18 protein-coding genes are annotated in these 21,403 nt (G+C 70.8%); 9 read left to right on the top strand and 9 right to left on the bottom strand.

Features of this window, described 5'->3' with window-relative positions; genetic code table 11:
- Positions 1-50 precede the first annotated feature (50 nt).
- Together A3CE_RS0108345 and A3CE_RS0108340 are read left to right on the top strand one after the other, a co-directional pair.
- Positions 51-764, top strand: coding sequence for a universal stress protein (locus A3CE_RS0108345; protein WP_020639621.1), 714 nt, complete (start codon positions 51-53; stop codon positions 762-764).
- The gene (locus A3CE_RS0108340) at positions 761-1,018 is read left to right on the top strand and encodes a DUF3040 domain-containing protein (protein ID WP_020639620.1); all 258 of its coding nucleotides are present in this window, start codon (positions 761-763) and stop codon (positions 1,016-1,018) included. Before A3CE_RS0108345 ends, A3CE_RS0108340 begins: the two co-directional genes overlap by 4 nt.
- On the opposite strand, the gene A3CE_RS0108335 is transcribed toward A3CE_RS0108340, so the two are convergent.
- Together A3CE_RS0108335 and A3CE_RS0108330 are read right to left on the bottom strand one after the other, a co-directional pair.
- A complete protein-coding gene (locus A3CE_RS0108335; RefSeq protein WP_211231823.1) occupies positions 1,011-3,773 on the bottom strand; it encodes a helix-turn-helix transcriptional regulator in 2,763 nt (920 codons plus the stop codon). The genes A3CE_RS0108340 and A3CE_RS0108335 overlap by 8 nt on opposite strands.
- 52 nt (positions 3,774-3,825) lie before the next feature.
- Positions 3,826-5,556, bottom strand: coding sequence for an L-aspartate oxidase (locus A3CE_RS0108330; RefSeq protein ID WP_020639618.1), 1,731 nt, complete (start codon positions 5,554-5,556; stop codon positions 3,826-3,828).
- 246 nt (positions 5,557-5,802) lie between these two features.
- Between A3CE_RS0108330 and A3CE_RS0108325 the strand changes: the two genes are divergently transcribed.
- Positions 5,803-6,546 (top strand): SDR family oxidoreductase, encoded by a 744-nt coding sequence (locus A3CE_RS0108325; protein ID WP_020639617.1) that lies wholly within the window; start codon positions 5,803-5,805, stop codon positions 6,544-6,546.
- A complete protein-coding gene (locus tag A3CE_RS0108320; RefSeq protein ID WP_020639616.1) occupies positions 6,543-7,106 on the top strand; it encodes a YceI family protein in 564 nt (187 codons plus the stop codon). Before A3CE_RS0108325 ends, A3CE_RS0108320 begins: the two co-directional genes overlap by 4 nt.
- Positions 7,107-7,223: 117 nt before the next feature.
- Here the strand turns inward: A3CE_RS0108320 and A3CE_RS0108315 are convergent, their stop codons facing one another.
- From A3CE_RS0108315 to A3CE_RS56290, 5 genes are all read right to left on the bottom strand, one after another.
- Complete coding sequence (locus A3CE_RS0108315) at positions 7,224-9,911, bottom strand: helix-turn-helix transcriptional regulator (protein ID WP_043790749.1); 2,688 nt, start codon at positions 9,909-9,911, stop codon at positions 7,224-7,226.
- 87 nt (positions 9,912-9,998) lie between these two features.
- Complete coding sequence (locus A3CE_RS0108310; RefSeq protein WP_020639614.1) at positions 9,999-10,649, bottom strand: FMN-dependent NADH-azoreductase; 651 nt, start codon at positions 10,647-10,649, stop codon at positions 9,999-10,001.
- 39 nt (positions 10,650-10,688) lie between these two features.
- Positions 10,689-11,354, bottom strand: coding sequence for a nitroreductase (locus A3CE_RS0108305; RefSeq protein ID WP_020639613.1), 666 nt, complete (start codon positions 11,352-11,354; stop codon positions 10,689-10,691).
- Positions 11,355-11,457: 103 nt separating this feature from the next.
- Positions 11,458-11,928 (bottom strand): MarR family winged helix-turn-helix transcriptional regulator, encoded by a 471-nt coding sequence (locus A3CE_RS0108300; RefSeq protein WP_026468286.1) that lies wholly within the window; start codon positions 11,926-11,928, stop codon positions 11,458-11,460.
- A 184-nt stretch (positions 11,929-12,112) separates the two neighbouring features.
- On the bottom strand, positions 12,113-12,394 hold the full coding sequence (locus A3CE_RS56290; protein ID WP_125591690.1) for a hypothetical protein: 282 nt from the start codon (positions 12,392-12,394) through the stop codon (positions 12,113-12,115).
- A gap of 303 nt (positions 12,395-12,697) precedes the next feature.
- Here A3CE_RS56290 and A3CE_RS0108290 point away from each other — a divergent pair, with 303 nt between their 5' ends.
- Genes A3CE_RS0108290 through A3CE_RS50460 form a run of 3 tightly spaced genes read left to right on the top strand, consistent with a single transcriptional unit; the run spans position 12,698 to position 17,506 of the window.
- Positions 12,698-16,234: a CHAT domain-containing protein gene (locus A3CE_RS0108290; protein ID WP_084641384.1), complete on the top strand. Its 3,537-nt coding sequence runs from the start codon at positions 12,698-12,700 to the stop codon at positions 16,232-16,234.
- Between the two features lie 10 nt (positions 16,235-16,244).
- Positions 16,245-16,616, top strand: a complete 372-nt coding sequence (locus A3CE_RS0108285) for a hypothetical protein (protein ID WP_020639609.1) — start codon at positions 16,245-16,247, stop codon at positions 16,614-16,616.
- Positions 16,613-17,506 carry a hypothetical protein gene (locus A3CE_RS50460; RefSeq protein WP_020639608.1) on the top strand — a complete coding sequence of 298 codons (894 nt, stop codon included), beginning with the start codon at positions 16,613-16,615 and terminating at the stop codon, positions 17,504-17,506. Before A3CE_RS0108285 ends, A3CE_RS50460 begins: the two co-directional genes overlap by 4 nt.
- Before the next feature lie 422 nt (positions 17,507-17,928).
- On the opposite strand, the gene A3CE_RS54900 is transcribed toward A3CE_RS50460, so the two are convergent.
- Positions 17,929-18,375: a DDE-type integrase/transposase/recombinase gene (locus A3CE_RS54900; protein ID WP_169523951.1), complete on the bottom strand. Its 447-nt coding sequence runs from the start codon at positions 18,373-18,375 to the stop codon at positions 17,929-17,931.
- A 114-nt stretch (positions 18,376-18,489) separates the two neighbouring features.
- Here A3CE_RS54900 and A3CE_RS0108265 point away from each other — a divergent pair, with 114 nt between their 5' ends.
- On the top strand, positions 18,490-19,110 hold the full coding sequence (locus A3CE_RS0108265) for a TetR/AcrR family transcriptional regulator (RefSeq protein WP_245589458.1): 621 nt from the start codon (positions 18,490-18,492) through the stop codon (positions 19,108-19,110).
- A gap of 62 nt (positions 19,111-19,172) precedes the next feature.
- On the opposite strand, the gene A3CE_RS0108260 is transcribed toward A3CE_RS0108265, so the two are convergent.
- Positions 19,173-20,666, bottom strand: a complete 1,494-nt coding sequence (locus tag A3CE_RS0108260; protein ID WP_026468285.1) for an FAD-dependent monooxygenase — start codon at positions 20,664-20,666, stop codon at positions 19,173-19,175.
- 62 nt (positions 20,667-20,728) lie between these two features.
- On the opposite strand from A3CE_RS0108260, the gene A3CE_RS0108255 reads away from it, so the two are divergent.
- Complete coding sequence (locus A3CE_RS0108255; RefSeq protein ID WP_020639603.1) at positions 20,729-21,379, top strand: TetR/AcrR family transcriptional regulator; 651 nt, start codon at positions 20,729-20,731, stop codon at positions 21,377-21,379.
- The last annotated feature ends 24 nt before the right edge of the window (positions 21,380-21,403 follow it).

Raw genomic sequence — 21,403 nt, 5'->3', positions numbered from 1 at the left:
ACACGGTCCTCGGTCCGGTCCTGGCTGTCGACTTGGGACAGGAGCGTGAGATGGGACATCGGCCAGAAGGAAACCTGCCTGTCGTCGTCGGCATCGACGGGTCGTCATCGGCCGCCGACGCCGCCCGATGGGCCGCACGCGAAGCCGCGCGCCGCGGGGCTCCGCTGGAGGTGGTGACCCGCGCTCAGGACGCGATACCGCTGCTGATCGCCAAATCGCGTCGCGCGGCGCTGCTCGTCGTCGGTGACCGGGGCCTCGGCAGAGTCGCCGGACTGACCGCGCACGCGGACTGCCCGGTCGTCGTCGTGCGCGGGGAACAGCCGTCCGAAAGCGATGGTCCGGTGGTCGTCGGCGTCGACGGCTCCCAGTCCGGCGAGGCGGCACTGGAGTTCGCCTTCCGGACGGCGGATCTGCGCGAAGCGCTGTTGATCGCGGTGCACGCCTGGACCGACAGCGCGCTCGACGCCGGCCTGGTGCCGTTGCTGAGCTGGGACGACGTCGAGACCGCCGAACATCCGCTGCTCGCCGAGTGGCTGGCGGGCTGGAGCGAGAAGTACCCCGATGTCGTGGTGCAGCGCGTCGTCGTGCGGGACCGGCCCGCCCACGCGGTGATCGAGCAGGCCACCGCCGCCGCGGCCCGGCTGGTGGTCGTCGGGTCCCACGGCCGGACCGGCGTGACCGCGCGTGGCTCGGTCAGCCACGCGGTGCTGCACCACGCACCCTGCCCGGTCGCCGTCGTCCGTCCTGAGAGGACACCGCGATGAGCGCGCTGAACCGCCAGGAGCACCGCGCTCTGCGGGCCATCGAGAAAAGCATGAAGGCCGAAGATCCCGAACTGGCCGAACAGCTTCGTTCCTTCGGCGGCGACGCGGTGAGACGGCTGCACCGGTACGCCGGGTGGGCGGCGGGGCCACTGGTCCTCCTCGGCATCGCCGTGGGCGACGCGGTGCCGCTGCTGACCGGCGTGCTCCTGGCGACCTGGGCCGTGCTCGGCTGGACCGCGCGGCCCGTCAGCTGACTTCGCCGGCCGGCGAAGTGCGCAACTGCCGGCGTGACGTGATGCCCAGCTTGGCGAACACGGTGCTCAGGTGCCATTCGACGGTGCGGGGGCTGATGAACAACCGCGCACCGATCTCCGGGTTGGTCAGCCCCTCGCCGGCCAGGCGGGCGATCTGTGCTTCCTGCGGGGTGAGGGTCGCCGGCGCCGGGACGGCCGGACGGCGAACGGTCGCTCCGGTCGCCTCGTACTCGCGCCGCGCGCGCTCGGCGAGCGCCTCGGCCCCGATGTCGGTCAGCAGCTCGTGGGCGATGCCGAGCTGTTCCCGCGCGTCGTCGCGGCGGTCCGCGCGCCGCAGCCACTCGCCGTGGAGCAGCCGGAACCGGGCGGCTTCCATCCGCACACCGGCCCGGTCGAGCCGTTCGACCGCCTCGCGGTACAGCTCGTCGGCCGCACGCCTGTCGCTCACCTGCGCGGCCACTCCCGCCGCGGTGCCCAGCGCCCAGTCGGTACCGCTTGCCTGGGCCAGCCCGCTGATCCTGGCGGCCGCCTCGGTCGCGTCCGCAGTCCGGCCGGTCCGGATCGCGGCCTCGACCAGCTCGACCGTCGACCCGATGGACAGCCCCAGCTCCTGCGGGTACGCCGAACCGCGCCCGGCGGCGGCATACGCCTCTTCGTAGCGCCCCAGGCTGTTGTTCAGCACCGCGGCCGCCCAGCCGGTCGCGGTCAGCACCTTTCCCTCGCCGCGCAGGAGCATGTCGTGGGTGATGACGTCGATCACCCGGCGCGTCTCGGCCTCGCCGCCGCGCCACGGTTCGAGCACCAGCACGCCGTAGTGGGCGAAGAAACCGCTGCCGGTGGCCTCGCCGATCGCCGTGGCTTCGGCCACGAGCGCGGCCGCCTCGGTGAGGTCCCCGGCGTAGGCCCGGTTCGACAGCCGTAGCAGCAGCGCCGACGGCAGCACGGACAACGCCCTGGTGCCACGGGCCAGCTCGACCAGCCTGGCCGAGAGAACGGACCAGGTGTCGAACTCCCAGGCGGCGTGCGCCATGCGGCAGGCGAGGGGGAGCCAGCCCAGCGCCTCCTCGTCGGCGAGCTCCGCGTCCCGGAAAGCGGTCAGTGCCTCCTGGACCAGCGGCACGCCGGCCGGGTAGCTCTCGACGGTCATCCGTGCCAGGCCTTCGAGGAGCAGGCCGGTTCGCGTCGCGTCCGGCGCGGGGGCCATGGTGAGCGTGGCTCTGGCGACCTTTTCGATGGCTTCGTCGCCCGGCATCCGGCCCGCGGTGAGCGCGGCGTAGATCGCGTCGCGGTAGGTCTCCCTGGCCAGGCCGGCGTCGAGCGGTTCGAGCTGTTTCGCCGCGTCGAGCAGCACCGGCAGGCCGGCGCTGGCGCTGCGGGAGGCGAACATGACCTGGCCGCGCAGCAGGGTCGACTGGGCACGGGCGAGTTCGTCGAGCGGGTTGAGGTCGGCCGCGTCCAGCAGCGTGAGCGCCTCGCCGAAGGCGCCGGCCTGGTGTTTGGCGTGGGCCGCCGCCAGCGATCGGGCACCGCGGCGGGCCGGGTCGGGGGTGAGCTGGGCGGCTCGGGCGAGGAAGGCCGCCGCGGCCGCGACGCCGCCGCGTGCCCGCGCCTGGTCCGCCGACCGTTCCAGCCCGGCGGCGACGGACTCGTCGAGCCCCGCGGTGGCGCAGGCCAGGTGCCAGGCCCGCCGATCCGGGTCGGCCTGGGCGTCGGTCGCCTCCGACAGCGCCCGGTGCACGGCCTGGCGGTCACGGGTCGGTGCCGCGCGGTAGGCCGCCGACCGGACCAGCGGGTGCCGGAACCGGACCCAGGTGTCCAAAGTGAGGAGCCCGGCCGCCTCCGCGGGGGCCGCCGCGTCGTCCGCCGCGATGTCCAGGTGCCGCGCGGCCCGCCGCACCAACGCGACGTCGCCGCCCGGCTCGGCGGCGGCGATGAGCAGCACGCGCTGGGTCTCCGCCGGCAACGACCGGACGCGGCGGAGGAACCCCTCTTCCAGCTGGCCGGCGAGGGGACGGGCGTCGGGACTGGCGAACCCGCCGGCCAGCTCCGCCGCGGTCAGGGTCCGTGGCAGTTCCAGGAGGGCAAGGGGGTTCCCGCGCGCCTCGGCCAGGATCCGGCCCCGGATCCGTTCGTCGAGCGGTCCCCGGGACGCCGAGTCCAGCAGCACACCCGCGTCATAGCCGCTCAGTGCCGCCACCTCGAGCCGCGGCAGGGTCGTGAGCGCGTGGCCGGCGCTCGGGTCCCGCATCGCGAACACCAGCGCCACCTGCTCGGCGAGGAGGCGGCGCGCCACGAAGACGAGGATCTGGGCCGAGACCTGGTCCAGCCACTGGGCGTCGTCGACGAGACAGACGAGCGGCCGGTCCGCGGCCGCCTCGGCGAGCAGGCTCAACACCGCCAGCCCGACCAGGAAACGGTCCGGCGGCGGCGCCGCGGTCATGCCGAACACCGTGGCGAGCGCCTCGCGCTGAGGGGCGGGCAGCCGGTCGGCGTGCTCCAGGAACGGTGCACACAGCTGGTGCAGTCCGCCGAAGGCGAGCTCCATTTCGGACTCGACGCCGGTGGCCCGCCCGACCTGACAGCCGGTCGCGTTCCGCCGTAGGTACTCCAGCAGCGCCGTCTTGCCGATGCCGGCCTCACCGTGCACCAGGACGGCCGCGCTTCGACCGCCCCGGACACCCGCCAGCAGGTCGTTGAGGGCTTCGCACTCGGCTCGCCGCCCGACGAGGGCTTCCGGCGATCGGCTGTTTTTCATCATGTCTCCGCGAGGAGACTACCGGGGCCGGCGCCGGGTCACCGGCAAGTGATCATTCGACGAGCTTGCCCGCCGTCGAGACTTCCCGGACGAAGGCCGCGATCTCCGTGGGCACCGGTGCCACCGCCTCGCGGGTCACCTGCCCCGGCCCCGACCAGACCAGATTGACCTGCAGCGCCGGGTCCGGCTCCGGGAAGTCGGAGCGGTTGTGGCAGCCACGGGTCTCCCGGCGCTCGATCGCGGCCTCCACGGTCGCGCGGGCGGCGACCAGTGACGACCGCAGGTCGAACGCGTGGGCCAGATCCTGGAAGCCGGCCCGGTCGGGGTGCACACCTACGTCCTTCGCGGTCGCTTCGATGTCGTCGAGCCGGCCCAGTGCCGTCGCGAGGCCCGCTTCGTCGCGCACGACGCCGGCGTGCTCGGTCATCGTGTCGCGGATCGCCCGCTGCAGGGAGCGGACGTTCTCGGGCCCGTTCGCCGCGAGCAGCCGGTCCACCTCGTCGCGTGCCTCGGCGACCGCGGCCGCGTCACGCTGCTGGGCATCGAGGCCGGCCGAGTAGTCCGCGGCGGCGTCGCCGGCGATCCGGCCGTAGACGAGCAGCTCGATCAGCGAGTTGCCGCCGAGCCGGTTGGCTCCGTGCAGCCCGCTGGCGGCCTCGCCGATGGCGTACAGGCCCGGCACCCCGGTGCCGTGGTCGTCCGGCCGCACCCACACCCCGCCCATCGAGTAGTGAGCCGTCGGGGCGACCTCGATCGGCGTGGTGGTGATGTCGAGCATCTGCAGTTCGATCAGGGTCTGGTAGACGCGGGGGAGCCGCTGCATGATCGTTTCCCGGGGCAGGTGCGAGACGTCGAGCCACACTCCGCCGTTCCGGCTGCCGCGGCCTTCCTTGATCTCGGTGTAGGCGGCGAGGGCGACCCGGTCGCGGGTGGACAGCTCCATCCGGGCCGGGTCGTAGCGGGCCATGAACCGCTCGCCGAGCTGGTTGCGCAGGATGCCGCCCTCGCCGCGGGCCGCCTCGGACACGAGCGTGCCGGCCGCGTCCTCGGGGGCGATCAGCCCGGAGGGGTGGAACTGGACGAGCTCGGGGTCGCGGATGCGCGCGCCCGCCGTGACGGCGAGCTGGAACGAGTCGCCGGTGTTCTCGTCACGCCGTGACGAGGTCCGCCGCCAGATCCGGGTGTGCCCGCCGGCCGCCAGGATCACGGCGTCGGCGTGGATCAGGTACCGGGTCCCGTCGCCCAGGTCGAACCCGTAGGCGCCGAAGACGACGCCGTCGCGCGTGAGGATCCGGGTCACGTACATCGTGTCGATGATCGGCACGGAAAGCTGCCGGGCCCGGTTCACCAGGGTCCGCTGGATCTCCAGGCCGGTGTAGTCGCCGGCGAACGCGGTCCGCCGGAAGGTGTGCGCGCCGAAGAACCGCTGGGAGACCCGCCCGTCGGCCTCGCGGGCGAACGGCATGCCCCAGCTTTCCAGCTCCGCGATGCCCCGGGCGGCGCCCTCGGCGACGATCCGGACGGTGCGCGGGTCCGCGAGGAAGTAGCTTTCCTGCAGCGTGTCCGCGGCGTGCTGCTGCCAGGTGTCCTCGGGGTCCATGGTGCCGAGTGCCGCGTTGATCCCGCCCGCGGCGAGGTTGGTGTGGGCGTCGGCGCTGGGCCGCTTGCCCACCAGGAGCACCTCGGTGCCGCGTTCGGCCAGCCGGATCGCGGCGCGCAGGCCGGAGCCGCCGGTGCCGATCACCAGTGCGGAGGTCGCGATCCTGCGCTCGGTCGGGTTCATGCGTGGTCCTCTCCTCGTCCGGTGAAGGCGCCCGGCGGCGGGTGGGACCAGCCACGCTCTGCTTGACGCGTACTCCGGAGAGCCGTCTGAAACCCGGTGTTCTCGCTCTTACCTCGCGGCTCGGCCGGGCACCTTTCACCACCAGGACAGTGCGGCCCGCACAGATGTGACTGCCTCCTGCGTCACACATCCCCGCGCCGGCTTGTCCTTGCTGCGGAAGCTGTTCGCCGGACGAAGGGAAATGTCGTGAAGGTCGTCGTAATCGGGGGAACCGGGCTGATCGGCTCGAAGCTGGTCGGCAAACTGGGCGAGCACGGTCACGAGGCGGTGGCCGCCGCCCCGAACACCGGGGTGAACACCCTGACCGGAGAAGGGCTGGCCGAGGTGCTCGACGGCGCCGCGGTCGTGGTGGACGTGTCGAACTCGCCGTCGTTCGCCGACGATCCGGTGCTGGAGTTCTTCCGGACCTCCACCACCAACCTGCTCGAGTGTGCGGCGAAGGCCGGTGTCGGGCACTACGTGGCGCTGTCGGTGGTCGGCACGGACCGGATGCTGGAGTCGGGCTACTTCCGCGCCAAAAGCGTTCAGGAGCGGCTGATCCGCGAGTCCGGCCAGGCGTACTCGATCGTGCACGCCACCCAGTTCTTCGAGTTCGTCAAGACCATCGCGGACATCAGCACGGTCGACGGCGTGGTCCGCCTGCCGCCGGGGCTGATCCAGCCGATGGCCGCCGAGGATGTCGCCGCCGGCCTCGGCCACGTCGCCATCGGGCAGCCGGTGAACGGGCTCCGCGAGATCGGCGGCCCGGAGCAGTTCCAGCTGCCCGAGCTGGTGCGCAAGGGCCTTGCGGCCAAGGGTGACCCCCGTGACGTCGTCGTCGACGAGCAGGCCACCTACTACGGGGTGCGGCTGGGGGAGCGGACGCTGCTGCCCGGCCCGGACGCCCGGCTCGGGGAGATCACGTTCGACAAGTGGCTCGCGCAGCAATGACCACGGCAGCGAAGATTTCGATTCCCGGCTACATCGCGGGGATCTGGGACGTCGACCCCGTCCACTCCGATGTGTCCTTCACCGTGCCGCACATGATGGTGAGCAAGGTGCACGGCCGGTTCGGGCGGTTCACGGGCCGGATCGTGACCGGGGAAGACGTGACCGGCTCGTCGGTCACGGCCACGGTCGAGGCCGCGTCGGTGGACACGGGCAACGAGTGGCGGGACAAGGACGTGCGTTCGGCCTCGTTCCTCGACGTGGAGAACCACCCGCTCTGGACCTTCCGCTCGACCGGCGTGCGGGTTGACGGCGACGGCCTCGTCGCCGACGGGGACCTGACCATCAAGGGCATCACCCGGCCGGTGTCGCTGGCGCTGGAGGTGAACGGCATCGTGCCGGACACCGCCGGGGGCACCCGGGCCGGCATCTCGGCTTCCACGACCATCGACCGCAACGACTTCGGCGTCACGGTCAAGCTGCCGCTCGACGGCGGTGGGGTCGTGGTCGGCGAGAAGGTGCAGATCACCCTCGAGATCGAGGCGGTGCTGCGCCAGGCGTGATCCGCCGGGCGTGTCACGCGAGTCCGGCGTCGCGAATGACTCATCGGGGACCTCTGGCGTCCCGAATGAGTCATTCGCGACGCCACAACCTCCGGGGCCGCTCGGACCAGGGAACGGTCATTCGTTGTGCGGCAAGGCGTCGCGGATCTGCCGCCGGGAGGTGATCGACAGCTTGGTGAAGATCTTGCGGAGGTGCCACTCGACCGTCCTCGGGCTGAGGAAGAGCCGGGCACCCACTTCGGGATTGGAGAAGCCCTCCCGGACGAGCAGGGCGATCTGCCGTTCCTGCGGGGTCAGCTCGTCACTCGGCGAGGCCCCGGCAGTGCCCTTCCGCGCCAGTTCTCCGACGGCGAGCAGCTCGCCGCGGGCCCGCTCGGCGAACGCTGTCATGCCGATCGAGACGAACATGTCGTGCGCCGTGCGAAGGTGGTGCCGGGCATCGGCGCGCCGGGTCCGGCGGCGCAGCCACTCGCCGTACAGCAGGTGCGCCCGGGCCAAATCGGGCCGCAACAACGTCCGGCCCAACCGCTCGATGGCCTCGTGGTAGAGGTCGTCGGAGGTGTCGTTCCCGGCGAGCAGGGCCCGTGACCGAGCCAGGATCCCCCGCGCCCAGTCCGTGTCGCACCCGACCGCCGCGTCCGCCAGGTGATCTAGCGCGCGGCGGGCGATCTTGTCGTCGCCCACCCGCACCGCCGCTTCGACGAGCTCGGGCAGCACCCACACCGAGACGATCAGCTGGGCGACCTCCGCGCCGGCCCGGGCCGCCGACAGCGCTTCCTCGTAGCGGCCGAGTCCGTTGTAGAGGACCGCGGCCGTCCAATGGGCGATCGGCCCGCCGGCCGGTGCGGCCGCGGCAGGCTCCTTGCCCTGCAATGCTTTCAGGATGAGGGGGTGCGGCGGAGCGGGCAAGCCGGTGGCGGTGGCGACGGCCTCGGCTTCGGCGAAGGTCGCCGCGGCGGCGGCGAAGTCCCCGGTCACCGACTTCGCCGATCCCAAGCAGGCGAGGTAGACGGGCAGCTCGGTCAGGCTGCCCGTGGTGCGCGCCACCTCGGCGGCCCTCGCGTACGTCTCGCACATGACCTGCTCGTCCCAGGCCGCGGGGCTCACCCCGCAGGCCACCCAGCCCCACTTCAGCAAGTCCGGGGTGGGCACGTCCGCGAGCGCGGCCATCGCCGTGCGCAACGGGCCGATCGCGGCGGCCCGGCCCTCGGTGACGAGCAGCGCGCAGCCCGTGAGCACCAGGTCGAGCGGCCGCGGAGCGCCTTCCGGTGGGGGAAGTTCCCGGATCGCCCGGGAGATCGCCACGAGATTCTCGTCGTCCGCGGCCCCCGACGCGGCGGTACCCCAGGCGAGCAGGTAGGTCTCCCGCGCGAGAGCCGGATCGAAGGGCTCCAGCCGCCGCGCGGCGGCCAGCAGCAAGCGTGGGGCGTCGTCGTCGCCCGCCGCGTGGGCGATACGCCCCCGCACCAGGTGGGCTCGCCCGCGGAGGAACTCGCTGGGCGCCTCGGTTTCGGCGATGTCGGCGAGCCGGCGTGCGCCCGCGAGGTCGCCTGCCCGGACGCTGGCGTCCGCGGCCGCCACGGCACGCTCGGCGCGGCGGGTGGCGTCGACGGTGAGCGCCACGGATCGCTGAAGAAAGGCGGCGGCCGCGGCCAGGCCGCCGCGGGCCCGCGCCCGGCCGGCGGACCGCTCGAGCTCTGCGGCAACGTGCTCGTCCGGTTCGGCGGCGGCGGAGGCCAGGTGCCAGGCACGCCGGTCCTCGCCGGACTCCGGGTCGGTGACTTCGGCCAAAGCCAGGTGCACTGCCCGGCGGTCTGTGTCCCCTGCGGCCCGGTACACGGCCGATCGTGCGAGCGGATGGCGGAAGGTCACGCGGACGTCGAACGACAGCAGCCCGTCCGTCTCGCCGAGGGCCGCCGCCGGCGTGACGCCCAGCCGTTCGACGGCGCGCCACACCACGGTGGGGTCGCCGACCGGCTCGGCGGCGGCGACCAGGAGCAGCAGCCGAGCCTGCTCGGGGAGCTCCTCGACCCGCTTCAGGAAGCTCCGCTCGACCCGGTTGGGCAGCGTGCCGGTGTCCGGCAGGCCGAACCCGCCCGCCGCCCGGCCGGCGGTCAGCTCGCGAGGCAGTTCCAGCAGGGCGAGCGGGTTGCCCTTGGCCTCGGCCACGATCCGGTCGCGGATGTGCTGGTCGAGGCCGGCGTGGGCCGCCGAGTCGAGGAGGGCGTGGGCGTCGGCTTCGCCGAGCCCGGTTACCGCCAGCTCCGGCAGCCCGAGCAGGTCCCCGCCCCGGTGGCGGGTGGCGAGGACGAGGGCGACCGGCTCCGCCAGCAGCCGGCGGGCGACGAAGCCGATGACCTGCGCCGAGGCGCTGTCCATCGACTGCGCGTTGTCGATCACGCACAGCACCGGGCCGTCGGCCGAGACGTCCGACAGGAGGCTGAGGATCGCCAGGCCGACCAGGAACCGGTTCGGCGGGGTGCCGGCTCGGATCTCGAACACCGTCTCGAGCGCTTCGCGTTGCGGCGTGGGCAGGTCAGGCAGCCGGTTCAGCAGTGGCTTGCACAGGTGGTGGAGGGTGGCGTAGGCCACCTCCAGTTCGGACTCGAGGTCGGCCGTACGCAGGACCCGGACGCCGGTCGCCGCGCTCTCCAGGTACTCCAGCAGGGCGGTCTTGCCGGCTCCTGGTGCGCCGTGCATGACGAGCACGCGGCTTTCGCCGGCTCGAACGGCCGCGGCCAGCTGATCGAGGACTCGGCACTCCGATCCCCGCCCCACCAGTCCGGAATGCCCTCGAAACGCCATCGTGGTCCGCTTTCGCCGCGGTGGTTCTGCGCTGGTCAGCCACGATTATGGCAGCCCGCGATGATCCATCCGCGACGTTCCCACGACCTAGGCAGCGGCGTGCCGCGCGGCGGCCTTCCCCTTGATCACGGCCTCTTCGAGGGCCTTCGCCCGGGATGCTTCGGCTTTCGGGACCAGCGCGGCCATGGCCGGGTGGAGGTGGGCCCTGGTGAGTTCGGGGACGATGAAGTCGACCTTCATCCCCATGGTGCCGCCGAGGACGGCCGTCAGGTAGTTCCGGACGTAGTCCGTGCCCTCGCGAGGCGTGCCCGGTTCATAGGAGCCGCCCCGACTGGCGACGACGTGGACCGGGGTGCCGGCGACCGACGAGCCGGGACCGGCAGTCCGTCCCGCGATGACTATGTGGTCGAGCCATGCCTTCAGGGTCGACGGGATCGTGAGGTTGTACATCGGGGCGGCGATGAGGACGACGTCGGCGCGCTCCAGCTCCTCGGCCAGTTCGACGCGCCGGGAGAAGGCGGCGGCCTGCTCCGGGGTGTGGGTGGCCGGGTCGGCGAACCCGGCCTCGGCGCCGGCCGTGCCGAGGTGGGGGACCGGCTCGGCGGCGAGGTCGCGGTAGACGACGGTGCCGTCCGGGTGCTGCTCTTCCCAGGCCTTGCGGAAGGCGGCGGTGACCGGCCGGGAGGCGGAGACGGACTCCGGCCAGACGGACGTGTCCAGGTGCAGCAAGGTGGCCATGATCTACTCCGGATTTTCTTGAAGGGGAAGAAAAGGTGGTCAGGCGTCGACGAACGTGACTGTCTGGTCGAGCGGGGCCCGGGGCGTGCGGTACGTGTCGGCTGCGGTGTCTTCGAACCCGATCGACAGGCCGCAGAAGAGGAGAAGTTCCTTCGGCGGCAACAAGATCTCCGAGACGGTCTCGTGGAACTTCGCCCACGCCATCTGCGGGCAGCTGTGCAGTCCTTCGGCGCGCAGCAGCAGCATGATGGTCTGCAGGTACATCCCGGCGTCGGACCACTGGGGCCGGCACAGGTCGCGGTCGAGGTAGCAGAACAGGGCCGCCGGGGCGCCGAAACAGTCCCAGTTCGCGGAAGCGGCGCGCTGGCGCGCTTCCACGTCCTCCCGGGGAATGCCGAGCGAACCGTACCGCTGCTCGCCGAAAGCGGCCCGGCGCTCGCGGTACGGAGTTTTCAGCGTGGCCGGGTACTGCTCGTACTCCGGCTCGTCCCAGGGGTCGCCGGCAGCCAGGCGCTCGCCGGTCCGCTTCTTGAGCTCGGCCAGCGGCGCGCCGGTCAGCAGGTAGCTCCGCCAAGGCTGCAGGTTCGAACCGGAAGGAGCCTGAGCGGCGGCGGACAGGACCCGCCGCAGCGTCTCCTCCGGCACGGGCCGGTCGGTGAACCCGCGCACCGCCCGCCGGCTCTCGACTGCCTCGTAGACGTCCATCGTCCGCCTCCACCTAGTTGGTTACTAGTGAGACAGTATCATTCGATACTTTCGTGGTCGATACTAACATCCCGCATGGTGACGGACGCGACTTTTCGGCGGCTTAAGCTTTGGGGTTCTCGGGATGAGCGAACCGGGTCAGCAGCTCCGCCAGCCGCTCGGGCTCGCCGGGCTCCAGATCGCCGGCCAGGCGTTCGGCCAGCGGTTCCGCGGCGACGTGGGCAGCGTCGAACAGCTCCAGGCCCGCGGGCGTGATCTCGACGGCCCGTGCCCGCCGGTCCCCGGGGACGGCCTTGCGCACGGCCAGGCCCTTGCGCTCCAGGTCGTCGACGACGCGCATGATCCCCGCCTTGTCGGACCCGGTCTCCGCTCCGAGGTCCCGCTGCAGGGTGGGCCCACGATCGGCGAGCACGATCAGCACGGCAAAATGCCGCAGCTCGATGCCGAGCGGCCGCAGCGCCTCGGTCATCACCGCGGCGGCGCGCCAGTGCGCCCGCCGCAGCAACAGCCCGAGCGCGAAGGGTGAACCATCCCCAGGGCGGTCGGTCGCCCGACGTGGAGCATCAGCGGTCATGAAGGCACGCTAGCAGCAACGAATCACACGATACGGTATCGACCGATACCATGTTCGGCTTCCCGTGTGAAGCGAATCCGGCCGTCCGGAGCGCCCGAACTCGAACGCGCTGCCCCGTGAACCTGGAAAGGGCCAGATGGTCTGTCGCAACGCCTGGAAGTACGCGACAACGAACATGTCCCAGTCAGCATCGGGGCGGCACCGCGTCGGTGTTGGAATCGACATCGCTGGTCTTGGCGTTGCCCGACCTGGTCGTCCTGCGGCCGGTCATGATGCCCGGGGTATTGGACCGGATGGTCCAGCCACTGCCGGGCTTCGGTTTCGTCGGCCAGGGCGGTGGCCAGCCACCGGCGCAGCCTTGGATCGCGGTGAGCTTCGACCAGCGCCGGTAGGTCGTCCAGCCGCCATGGGCGCAGCCCCAAGGTGGCTGCGACTCGATCTGCGGTAGGGGCAGGGTGATCGTCACGTCGGCCATTGTGCGCGATCGGCTCGGTTGGCTCGGATGACGATCGGTCAGACGCGCTCAACGCCGCCTCATCGGTATTGGGGCGTGCGGCGTGATCATTCGTGTCCGTCGCGGGCGGTGACCCCGGTGGCAACGCGATCAGTGGCATGAACGCGTTTTTCCCACTGCAGTCGCCGCTGTGTTTCGATGTGAAACTCGGTATAACGGTGCAGATATCACCGGGGGACTGGATGCCGGCGCCCGGGTCGCAGTTTGCCGGCGGGACCAGTGCCCCATATCGAAAGTGCCAGGTTGGAGCTTGACATGTATGACCCGGTAGGGGGTGTCGCCGAGTGCGACGGGTGCCGTCGGCAGATGCTCGTCGAGCTGCGCATGATCCGCAATCTGGAGGCCGAGCCCCAGGTTCTCGACGAAATTCGCGAGGGGATCATCTTCGACTTCGTCTGCCGCTACTGCCACAGCACCACGCGCCTTCCGCATCCCCTGCTCGTCTACCACCAGCGACACCTGCCCACGATGTTGTACATCGCGGTGCCGGGGATGAGCCGCCACGACAGCCAGTGGACCGGGACGGATCTGGCGCAGGTGGTCCGCGCGGCCGAAAACCTGACCGAGGCACCGCACGTCGGCTGGGGCGAACTCGAGGCGATAACCCCGGTCATCGAGAACTGGATGACGGAGCCGACGCCGGCGAACCAGGAGGCTGCGCCACCGGAGGAGCCCCTTCCGGACGATCTGGAAGCTCTGCTCGCCCGGATTCGGGAGCGCCTCGATCCGTCAGCCGCTGTCGTGGACCAACTGACGCAGGTCGACACCTCGCTCGCGGAACTGAGCCTCGCCCGACGGCGCTTCGGCGAGGCAGCCGACCAGCGCATCGCAGAAGTGACCCCGGTCTTGGAAAAGCTCCGAATCGCCGTGGAGCTGACCCAGATCGAAGAGCTCATCGATCCGGTGCGCGGCGCGACGCCGCAGGGGTTCGAGCGGGCGCTGATCCAGTCGACAGCGTTGGAGGAGCGGGCCGAAGGCAGTCAGCGGGCGCACGCGAGCGTCTACCGCGCCCTGGCCCGCTTCAAGCTGGACGAGCACAGCGGTGTCGAGGACCACACTGAGGCGATTGCCATCCTGGAGCCGGTCTTGCCCGTGCTGCGCGCGGAAGCGGAGCGCACCTGGCTGGCCGCCGCACTGAGCAACCTCGGCATGATGTACTACGAACAGAGGCGAACCGGCGCTGTGGATACCTGGATCGAACGGTCCATCAGGGTCGGTGAGGAAGCCCTCGGACTCCCGGAGCTGAGCCGGGTCGACAGCCTCCGCGACCGGGCTCGCCGCGCCGCCGTTCTGGGCAATCTGCACAACGCGTACGGTGCCCGCCTCACCGGCGACCCGGCTGAGAACGAGGCACGTAGCTTCCGGCTGGGCGAAGAAGCGCTGGCGCTGCTCGACCCGGCGGAGAGTGCCTTCACCGTTGCGCTGATCCGCAACAACCTGGGTATGCAGTACCTGCGCTCGCAGCGCGGTGATCGGTCGGCCAACATCGAGAAGGCCCGTGAAGAACTGGAATTCGCCGCGACCGGACTACGGCGCGAACACGCTCCGATGGAGTGGGCGATGGTCCAGAACAACCTCGGGATCTGCTATCAGGAGCGCTACGCCGGTGACCGGGCCGGTAACATCGAGATGGCGTTCACCTGCTTCAGCAATGCGACGGCCGCGACCCGCCGGGAGAACAATCTCGGCGAATGGTCCCGCGCCCGGCTCGGACTGGCGATGACCATGCTCGAGCGCGATCTGGAGCCGGTCGAGCGGTTCGAGCAGCAGTCCGTCGACTTGATCGAAGAGGTTCTCGCGGCCGTCGAGCCCGACACTCCCGTCGCCGGCGAATGCCATCAGCAGCTCGCCACCCTCTTCGGCCGACGGGTGAACAGCGGGGCCGTCGAGTACGCCGGCCGCGCCCTGGAACACGGTGCCCGGGCGATCCTCCTCCACGACCGAGACCGCCAACCACGGGCGTGGGGTCTGACGATGTCCGGGCTCAGCCTGGTCAAGGCGCAAATGGCCGATCCGGATCTGCCTGGATCCTTGAAGTGCGCAGAGGATGCGATCAAGGCACTACCGCGTGACAGCCTTCCGTTCGAGTGGGGAATCGCCCAGCTCAACAAGGCGGTCGTGCACCAGATCCACGGGAACCTGGGCGCGGCGGTCGTGCATGGTGAGCTCGCGTTGCAGGAGCTGACTCCGGCGCGGGCGCCGGTCATCGCCGCCCGGGCCGCCGACGTCGTCGGCGAATGCCACGCCGAGGCCGCGCGGTGGCCGGAAGCGGCCGAGGCCTTCCAGTCCGCGGTCACCGCATTCCGGTACGCATATCAAGACGCGGCGCGGGCGTCCGCCCGAACGGCGCTGTTCCGGCAGGCCGGCGTAGCGCACACTTCCGCGGCGTACGCGACGGCCCGCGCCGGCGATCTCGCACAGGCGGCGATGCTCGCCGAGGCGGGCCGGGCGTTCGCGTTGCGGGAGGCCCTCGAACTCGACCCGGACACAGTGGACCTGTCGGCCGACCACGACTCGGACGAGTATCGGGAGTACCTCAGTGCCCTCGCGTCGATGCGGGCCGCCGAGGCCGCTGTCCGCGTGCCGTGGCTCGCCCACCCGCGTACCACGGCCCAGCAGGCACGCTCCGAGGACCGGCAACGACAGTCCGAGCTGGAGTCGGCCCGGCGAGCGGCGGCGCAGGCGCGCGCCCGGCTGACCACCCCGGCGCCGACCGACGTCGCCGCGATCCGCCGGTACGCCGCCGGGCTGGACGCAGTCGTCTACATCCTGTCGTCGGCGTGGGGCACGGTCATGCTCACCCTTCGGCCGGAAACCGGCCTGATCGAGAAGCGGGAGCACGCATTCACGCACGAGCACCTGGCCGCGCTGCTGCTCCACCGCGACGGGCCCCGCGGCGGGCTGCTCGTGGGCGCGGTTCTCGGTGGCGAGCTGATGCGCCAGGCGATCGAGGACTTGCAACGGTCGCCGGTGGCGGGATGGTTGCGGGACGGCCTGCAGGGTCTCGGGACGACCATGATCGTCCCGATGGGCCCGTGGAGCGCCGTGCCCTTCGCTCTGTTCACCGAAGACGGCTCGGTCCTGGTCCACGCCGTCTCCGCCGAAGTCCGGCACCACTGCCGCACGAGGCTGGCACGGAAGAGCGGACGGCGACCCGGCGTGCTCGGCTACGCCCATCGATCCCTCCCGCTCGCGAGCCGCGAAGTCGAAGCCGTCGCCGCGATGTTCGGTGACGGGCTCACGGTGCCGGCGGGGCCGTCGGCCAAGGACGACTTGCTGGCCGCGCTGGCGCGATTCGATCACCTGCATCTCGCGACGCATGGGATCTACCAGCTCGACGAGCCTGCCGAATCAGCCATCTACGTCGACGAGGAACCGTTACCGCTGCGCGAACTCATCCAGCACCAGTTGCTCAACGGCGTGCGGCTCGCGTTCCTCTCCGCCTGTCAGACCGGGATCAGCGACGTCTTGTCCGCGCGTGACGAAGTCGTCGGCCTGCCGTCCGCGTGCATCCACAGCGGCGCAATCGGCGTCATCGGAACGCTGTGGCAGGTGGACGACGCGGCGACCCTCTTGCTCGTGCAGACGTTCTACCGCGAGTACCGCAGTTCGGAGCCGCCGGTGGCGCTGGCCCGTGCCCGCAAGTGGTTGCGCACCGTGTCCGCGGGCGAGATTCTCCGAGAATGCGCAGACTTGCCGCCGGCGCTCGAGTTCCTGCGACTGCGGCCGTCGACCGACCGCCCGTTCAGTGAGCCATACTTCTGGGCGCCGTTCATCTACGTAGGTGCATGAGGAGCTCCGAGTGTCCAACGAAGAATCGTCGATCCGCGGTGCCGCGGCAGCAGTGCGGCCTCACCTGCCCGAACTGATCGGGACGGAGTCGGCGGGCACGTTCACGGCCGAGCTCGCGGCTGCACCCGACGACGAGAGCCTGATATCGGTGATCAGCCGGCAAGACCGGGTGCGCGAGTGGATGTCCGACTACCTGGAGGCGGTCTCGGCGAGCGAGCGGGACTACACCCGCTTGAGCGGTGATCCCGGGTTCGTGCGGCCGTCCGCGACGTTCACCTGCCCCGAGGGCACTTTGGTCTGGTACCGGCGCTTCGTCGGGGAGCGACCGCCGAAGTGCCCGGTGCACGACGTCGACTTGGTCCGCACCGAGGAACAACCGTGATCGACTCGATCTTCCGGACGGTCAGCGGGCGGGCCTCGCAACGCGTGTTCGGCGCGGCGCTCCTGGCGACAGCTTTCCTGGGCGCGGCCGTCGCTGCCTGGTCCAGCCACGACGGCGGGGCCCTCATCGCCCGAACGACGCGATGGCTGACGGGACGCTCCGGTTTCGAACAGGGCCTGGCAACGGCGGCCGTTCTGGTCGGCGTGACACTGGTCGCCGTCGTCGTTCTCGCGATGACTCCGCAGGTCCTCAGATGGCTGCAAGGATACTGGCCGACCTGGCTGGACCCCGTTCGAGCGCGTCTGGTGCGCCGCATCACGAGCGCCGCCGACCGCGACGCCGGAGCGATGCAAGAGCTCGAACGAGAACAACGCACCGACGCCCGGCTGGATCGGCGGCTTCGGCAGTTGCCCAGCGAGTCCGACCGGTACCTGCCCACCACGCTCGGCAACTTGGTGCGTGCCGCCCAGACCCGGCCGATCGACAAGTACGGCCTCGACCCGGTCGCGATCTGGCCGCACCTGTTCCTCGTCATGCCGGAACCCACCCAGAAGGAGATCACCGCCGCCGTGAACGCGCTGGAGCGGGCGGTCATGGCGGTATTCTGGTGCCTTTTGCTCGTCGTTCTCGGCCCGTGGGTGTGGTGGGTGGCCCCGCTGGGCATCGCCGCCGCGGTGCTGCTGCAACGCACCGTCGTCCACGGGGCGGCGCGAACCCACGCCGAACTGATCGAGGCCGCGGTCGATCTTCACCGGCTGGATCTCTACCGGAAACTGCGCTGGCCCCTGCCCGCGAACCCAGCTGAGGAACGTGAGCTGGGGGAGCAGCTTGTGTCCTACCTCAGGTACGGCTCGGACAGCGCGAAGCCGACCTTCACCGTAGCCGAGTAGGCAACGACTGACCGATTCCGGGATGCGGGTGCTTTCCCGAGTCTCGTAGCGCTGTGGCGACGCGTGTGCTTCGTGCTCGGTCAGGTTCGAGCTTGGTGACGCCTGGTCTGGCGCCGCCAAGCCGCACGCTCCTTCGCCGAGCTCAGCGACGACCTGGCTGTCGGCAACTGGCCTCAACCCCCGCTGCTTCCCCGGAAAATCGTCGTGTTGCTACGCTTCGTGTTGCATTCGAGGATGTGTCGCTGGTCGTGGTTCGGTTGGGTGTGGCGCTGGACTACGACCGCCGATGTCGCGCTGATGACTTCAGGTTTCTCATCCGCGACCGGGCTGGACAGTTTATGATCTCGTGTGACGCGGGCCTGGCTGACGTGGGCATCGAGACGGTAAAGATTCAGGCCGCTGCTGCGGTGGTGGAGATGGCCTCAAACTCGACCGGGGTGAGCTTGCCCAGGGGTGCGTTGGCGGCGTTTGCGTGATACTTCGTCTCGACCCGGCACAATCGCCGACTGGAGTGCCTCCCGGGTGCGCCACCGCCGGGTATCGAGGACGTTCTTCTGCAGCAACGAGAAGAACGATTCCATCGCGGCGTTGTCACCGCACGCCCGCCCCGACCCGGCCCATCGACCCGCTCGGCCCATGGCCGCGCAGCAGACGTCGGCAGGCCGCCGACCGGAATTGGATCCGCGGTCGGAGTGGACCACGACACCGTGCGGGTCGCGCAGTGCGATCGCGTTACGCAGCGCGCTGACGGCGAGTGAGGCCCGCATGTGCGTGGCGATGGAGCAGCCGACGATCTTGTTGGAATAGCAGTCTTGACCGCACAGATACAGCTCGCCCTCACCGGCCTCAGGGTCGACGGTGAACGTCACAACGGTCCTGCTTTCCAGAGATTCGTACAGACCGGATCGACGGCGATCGGGGCCGGAACACGCGATCTGCTGTCAATGACGCCGGCGGAGCACCGGCCTGCAATGATCGGTGCCGTGAGCGGGAAACGGGACGAGCCCGGCAGGCGGCGGGAGCTGCGGCGCGATGCGGTCGACAACCGCGACCGGGTCCTGGAAGCCGCTGCAGTCGCGGTCCGCCGGGAAGGGACCGCGGTTCCGATGGCCACCATCGCGGCGGACGCCGGGGTCGGCGTCGGGACCGTGTACCGCCACTTCCCGTCGCGGGACGCGCTGCTCAGCGCGTTGACGCACCGGTCCTTCCAGCTCGTGCTGGAGACCGCCCGGCGAGCCGCGGCCCTCGACGGGCCGCCGATCGAGGGGATTCGCTTCTTTCTCGAGCGGACCATCGCGCACGGAACGGACCTTGTGCTCCCGATGCACGGCGGGCCGGTCATCAACGACCAGGCCACGGTCGCACTGCGAGACGAGGCCCATCGGACGCTGGGCTCGATCCTCGAACGGGGCAAAGGTGACGGCTCGATCCGGATCGAGGTCACCCGAGCGGACATCGTCACGTTCGGCGCGTTGCTGGCACAAGGCCTGCCCCACGTGCCGGACTGGAAATCCACCGCTCGCCGCCATGCCGACATCTACCTCGCCGGCCTTCTGAACCGGACCGGCCAGCCGGATCAGACTGCTGAACCGGCGACGGATTAGGATCCCGATCGCCGCGGCCGGGGCAGCACGATCGCGCCCGAGGAACAAGCCGACGGAATCGCTCAGCGTGGTTCGCCGAACCACGTGGTCAGGGCTTCGTGAAGCGAAGCCACGTCCGGGGCGCCGTCCGCGGCCCAGGCGACGTAGCCGTCCGGGCGGAGCAGCAACGCGGTCACGCCAGGCACCGCGGGTAGGCGACGCAGGTCGACCCGGTCACTCCATCCTTCGACGACAGCACCCAACCCCGCCGAGTCACTCAGCTCGGCCAGCACCGGCCGGGGCAGCCGCATGGCGTCTGCCAGGCCGGGGAGGTCGGGCAGGTAACGCCCGGTCAACGGGTGAGTCCGAGGGCCCGCGTCGTAGCGGACGTCGAGGCCTTGCAGCCGGGCTCCCAGCAAGTCGGTCAGAGTCACGTCGGCTTCGAGGAGCTGCGCGAACAGAGCTCGCATCGCGCGGCTGTGCGGGTCCGGTCGCATGAGCGCGATCTGGGCGCGGGTGTTCTCCAGTACCTGTCCGGCTACCGCGTGACGTTCGGTGGTGTAGCTGTCCAGCAACCCGCTCGGTGCCCACCCCCGCACGGTCGCGGCCAGCTTCCACCCGAGGTTGGCGGCGTCCTGCAGGCCGATGTTCAGGCCTTGGCCACCGAACGGCGGATGCACGTGTGCGGCGTCGCCGGCCAGCAGAACGCGACCCCTTTGGTAGGTCGCCGCTTGGCGGGTGTTGTCGGTGAACCTGGCCGCCGATTCGACTTCGGTGACGATCACGTCCGTGTCGCTGATGCGGCGCAGTGCTTCCTGCAACTCGGCCTGAGTGACCGGGGCATCGCGGTCGGCGGGCGGGCCGGTGAATTCCACGGCGAGGATCCGGCCGGGTTTCGGTCCGTAGGCGTACAGCCCGCGGTCGGTGGCGTGCCAGCCGGTGGGCAGGGGCACGGCGGGGTCCAGGGTGAGCGCCGCCTGGTAACCGGTGGTCAACGGGTCAGTACCGGGAAAGGGGAACCCCGCGAGCTTGCGAACGGTGCTGCGGCCGCCGTCACAGCCGACGAGATAGGCGCACCGGATGGCTTTCGTGCCCTCGCTCGTGCGCACGCGCACCGTCACTTCGTCCGTGTTCTGGCTGAGGCCGGTGACCTCGTGGCCGGTCAGCACCGGTACGCCGAGCTCGGCCACCCACGCGCCGAGCAGCCGCTCCAGCGCTTGCTGCGGCAGGGCGGTGGCGGGCGGGACCTCGAGGGCCGATTCGGTGTTCAGGAGCAGCCCCGCGAAGTGCCCGCCGAGCCGGGCTCGCGGCCGGCTGTTGGCGCCGGGGGCGGTGCGCTCGCGAGTGAACGCGGCGAATCCATCACCGTACTTCGCGGCTTCCGCGGCGATCCGGGCGCCGAGCCCGCGGCGGGCGAGCAGCTGGTTGCTGCGCCCGTTGATCCCGCCTGCCTTGAGGGCCTGGTTCTGCTCGGTCAGGCGTTCCAGCACGGTCACGGAAACGCCGGCGAGGCTCAGCTCGGCCGCGAGCAGGAGCCCGACCGGGCCGGCGCCGGCCACCACCACATCATCATCCATAAAACTATGATGATACTAAAATTATGATCGTGTCAAGTTTGGTCCTGGTATGGTTTTCGACCATGCGCGAGGGACTGAGAGAACGCAAGAAGCGGGAGGCCCGGCAGCACATCTCCGATGTCGCGACACGTCTGTTCGCTCAGCGCGGGTTCGAGGCCGTGACGGTCGTGGAGATCGCCGAGGCGGCCGGCGTCGCCAAGGCCACGGTGACCAACTACTTCCCGCGCAAGGAGGACCTGCTCCTGGATCTGCAGGCAGAGGCCGAAAAACTGCTCGTCGACGCCCTCCGGCACCGTCCGCCTGGTCAGTCCGTCGTCGAGGCGGTCCGGGGGCTGATGCACCGGCTGCTGGCCCAGCGACACGTGCTGTCCACCGCCGCGCCCGGCATGGCGAAGTTCGGTCACCTGATCGCGGCCAGTCCCGCGCTGCTCTCGCGAGCCCGGGAACAACGCGAGTACCTGGAATCGGCCGTAGCCCGCGAGTTGAGCGAGGAAACCGGCGATCCGGTCCGCGCCGACCTGGTCGCCCGCCTGCTCCTGGCCGCGGCGACCACCGTCGTGGTCACCCCCGTTCGCCGGCTCATCGCCGGCGAACCGGCCTCGGCCGTCGTCATGGACCAGGGACGGGTGATCGACGAGGCATTCGACCTGCTGACCGAGGGGATCGGCACCTTCGGCGGCACCCTCGAAGGTGCTCCCGCCCAGGATGACTGATCGCGATGGAGAAACCCGGATATC

The organism is Amycolatopsis balhimycina FH 1894, assembly GCF_000384295.1.
GTDB lineage: Bacteria > Actinomycetota > Actinomycetes > Mycobacteriales > Pseudonocardiaceae > Amycolatopsis > Amycolatopsis balhimycina.
Note: the sequence above shows the minus strand (reverse complement) of the source record. Positions and strands in the feature narration are given on the sequence as shown.

Excerpts from the sequence above, each read along its gene's own strand:
- A3CE_RS0108345 (WP_020639621.1), top strand. The coding sequence starts at position 51 with ATGGGACATCGGCCAGAAGGAAACCTGCCTGTCGTCGTCGGCATCGAC.
- A3CE_RS0108340 (WP_020639620.1), top strand. The coding sequence starts at position 761 with ATGAGCGCGCTGAACCGCCAGGAGCACCGCGCTCTGCGGGCCATCGAG.
- A3CE_RS0108335 (WP_211231823.1), bottom strand. The coding sequence starts at position 3,773 with ATGAAAAACAGCCGATCGCCGGAAGCCCTCGTCGGGCGGCGAGCCGAG.
- A3CE_RS0108330 (WP_020639618.1), bottom strand. The coding sequence starts at position 5,556 with ATGAACCCGACCGAGCGCAGGATCGCGACCTCCGCACTGGTGATCGGC.
- A3CE_RS0108320 (WP_020639616.1), top strand. The coding sequence starts at position 6,543 with ATGACCACGGCAGCGAAGATTTCGATTCCCGGCTACATCGCGGGGATC.
- A3CE_RS0108315 (WP_043790749.1), bottom strand. The coding sequence starts at position 9,911 with ATGGCGTTTCGAGGGCATTCCGGACTGGTGGGGCGGGGATCGGAGTGC.
- A3CE_RS0108310 (WP_020639614.1), bottom strand. The coding sequence starts at position 10,649 with ATGGCCACCTTGCTGCACCTGGACACGTCCGTCTGGCCGGAGTCCGTC.
- A3CE_RS0108305 (WP_020639613.1), bottom strand. The coding sequence starts at position 11,354 with ATGGACGTCTACGAGGCAGTCGAGAGCCGGCGGGCGGTGCGCGGGTTC.
- A3CE_RS0108300 (WP_026468286.1), bottom strand. The coding sequence starts at position 11,928 with ATGACCGCTGATGCTCCACGTCGGGCGACCGACCGCCCTGGGGATGGT.
- A3CE_RS0108290 (WP_084641384.1), top strand. The coding sequence starts at position 12,698 with ATGTATGACCCGGTAGGGGGTGTCGCCGAGTGCGACGGGTGCCGTCGG.
- A3CE_RS0108260 (WP_026468285.1), bottom strand. The coding sequence starts at position 20,666 with ATGGATGATGATGTGGTGGTGGCCGGCGCCGGCCCGGTCGGGCTCCTG.
- A3CE_RS0108255 (WP_020639603.1), top strand. The coding sequence starts at position 20,729 with ATGCGCGAGGGACTGAGAGAACGCAAGAAGCGGGAGGCCCGGCAGCAC.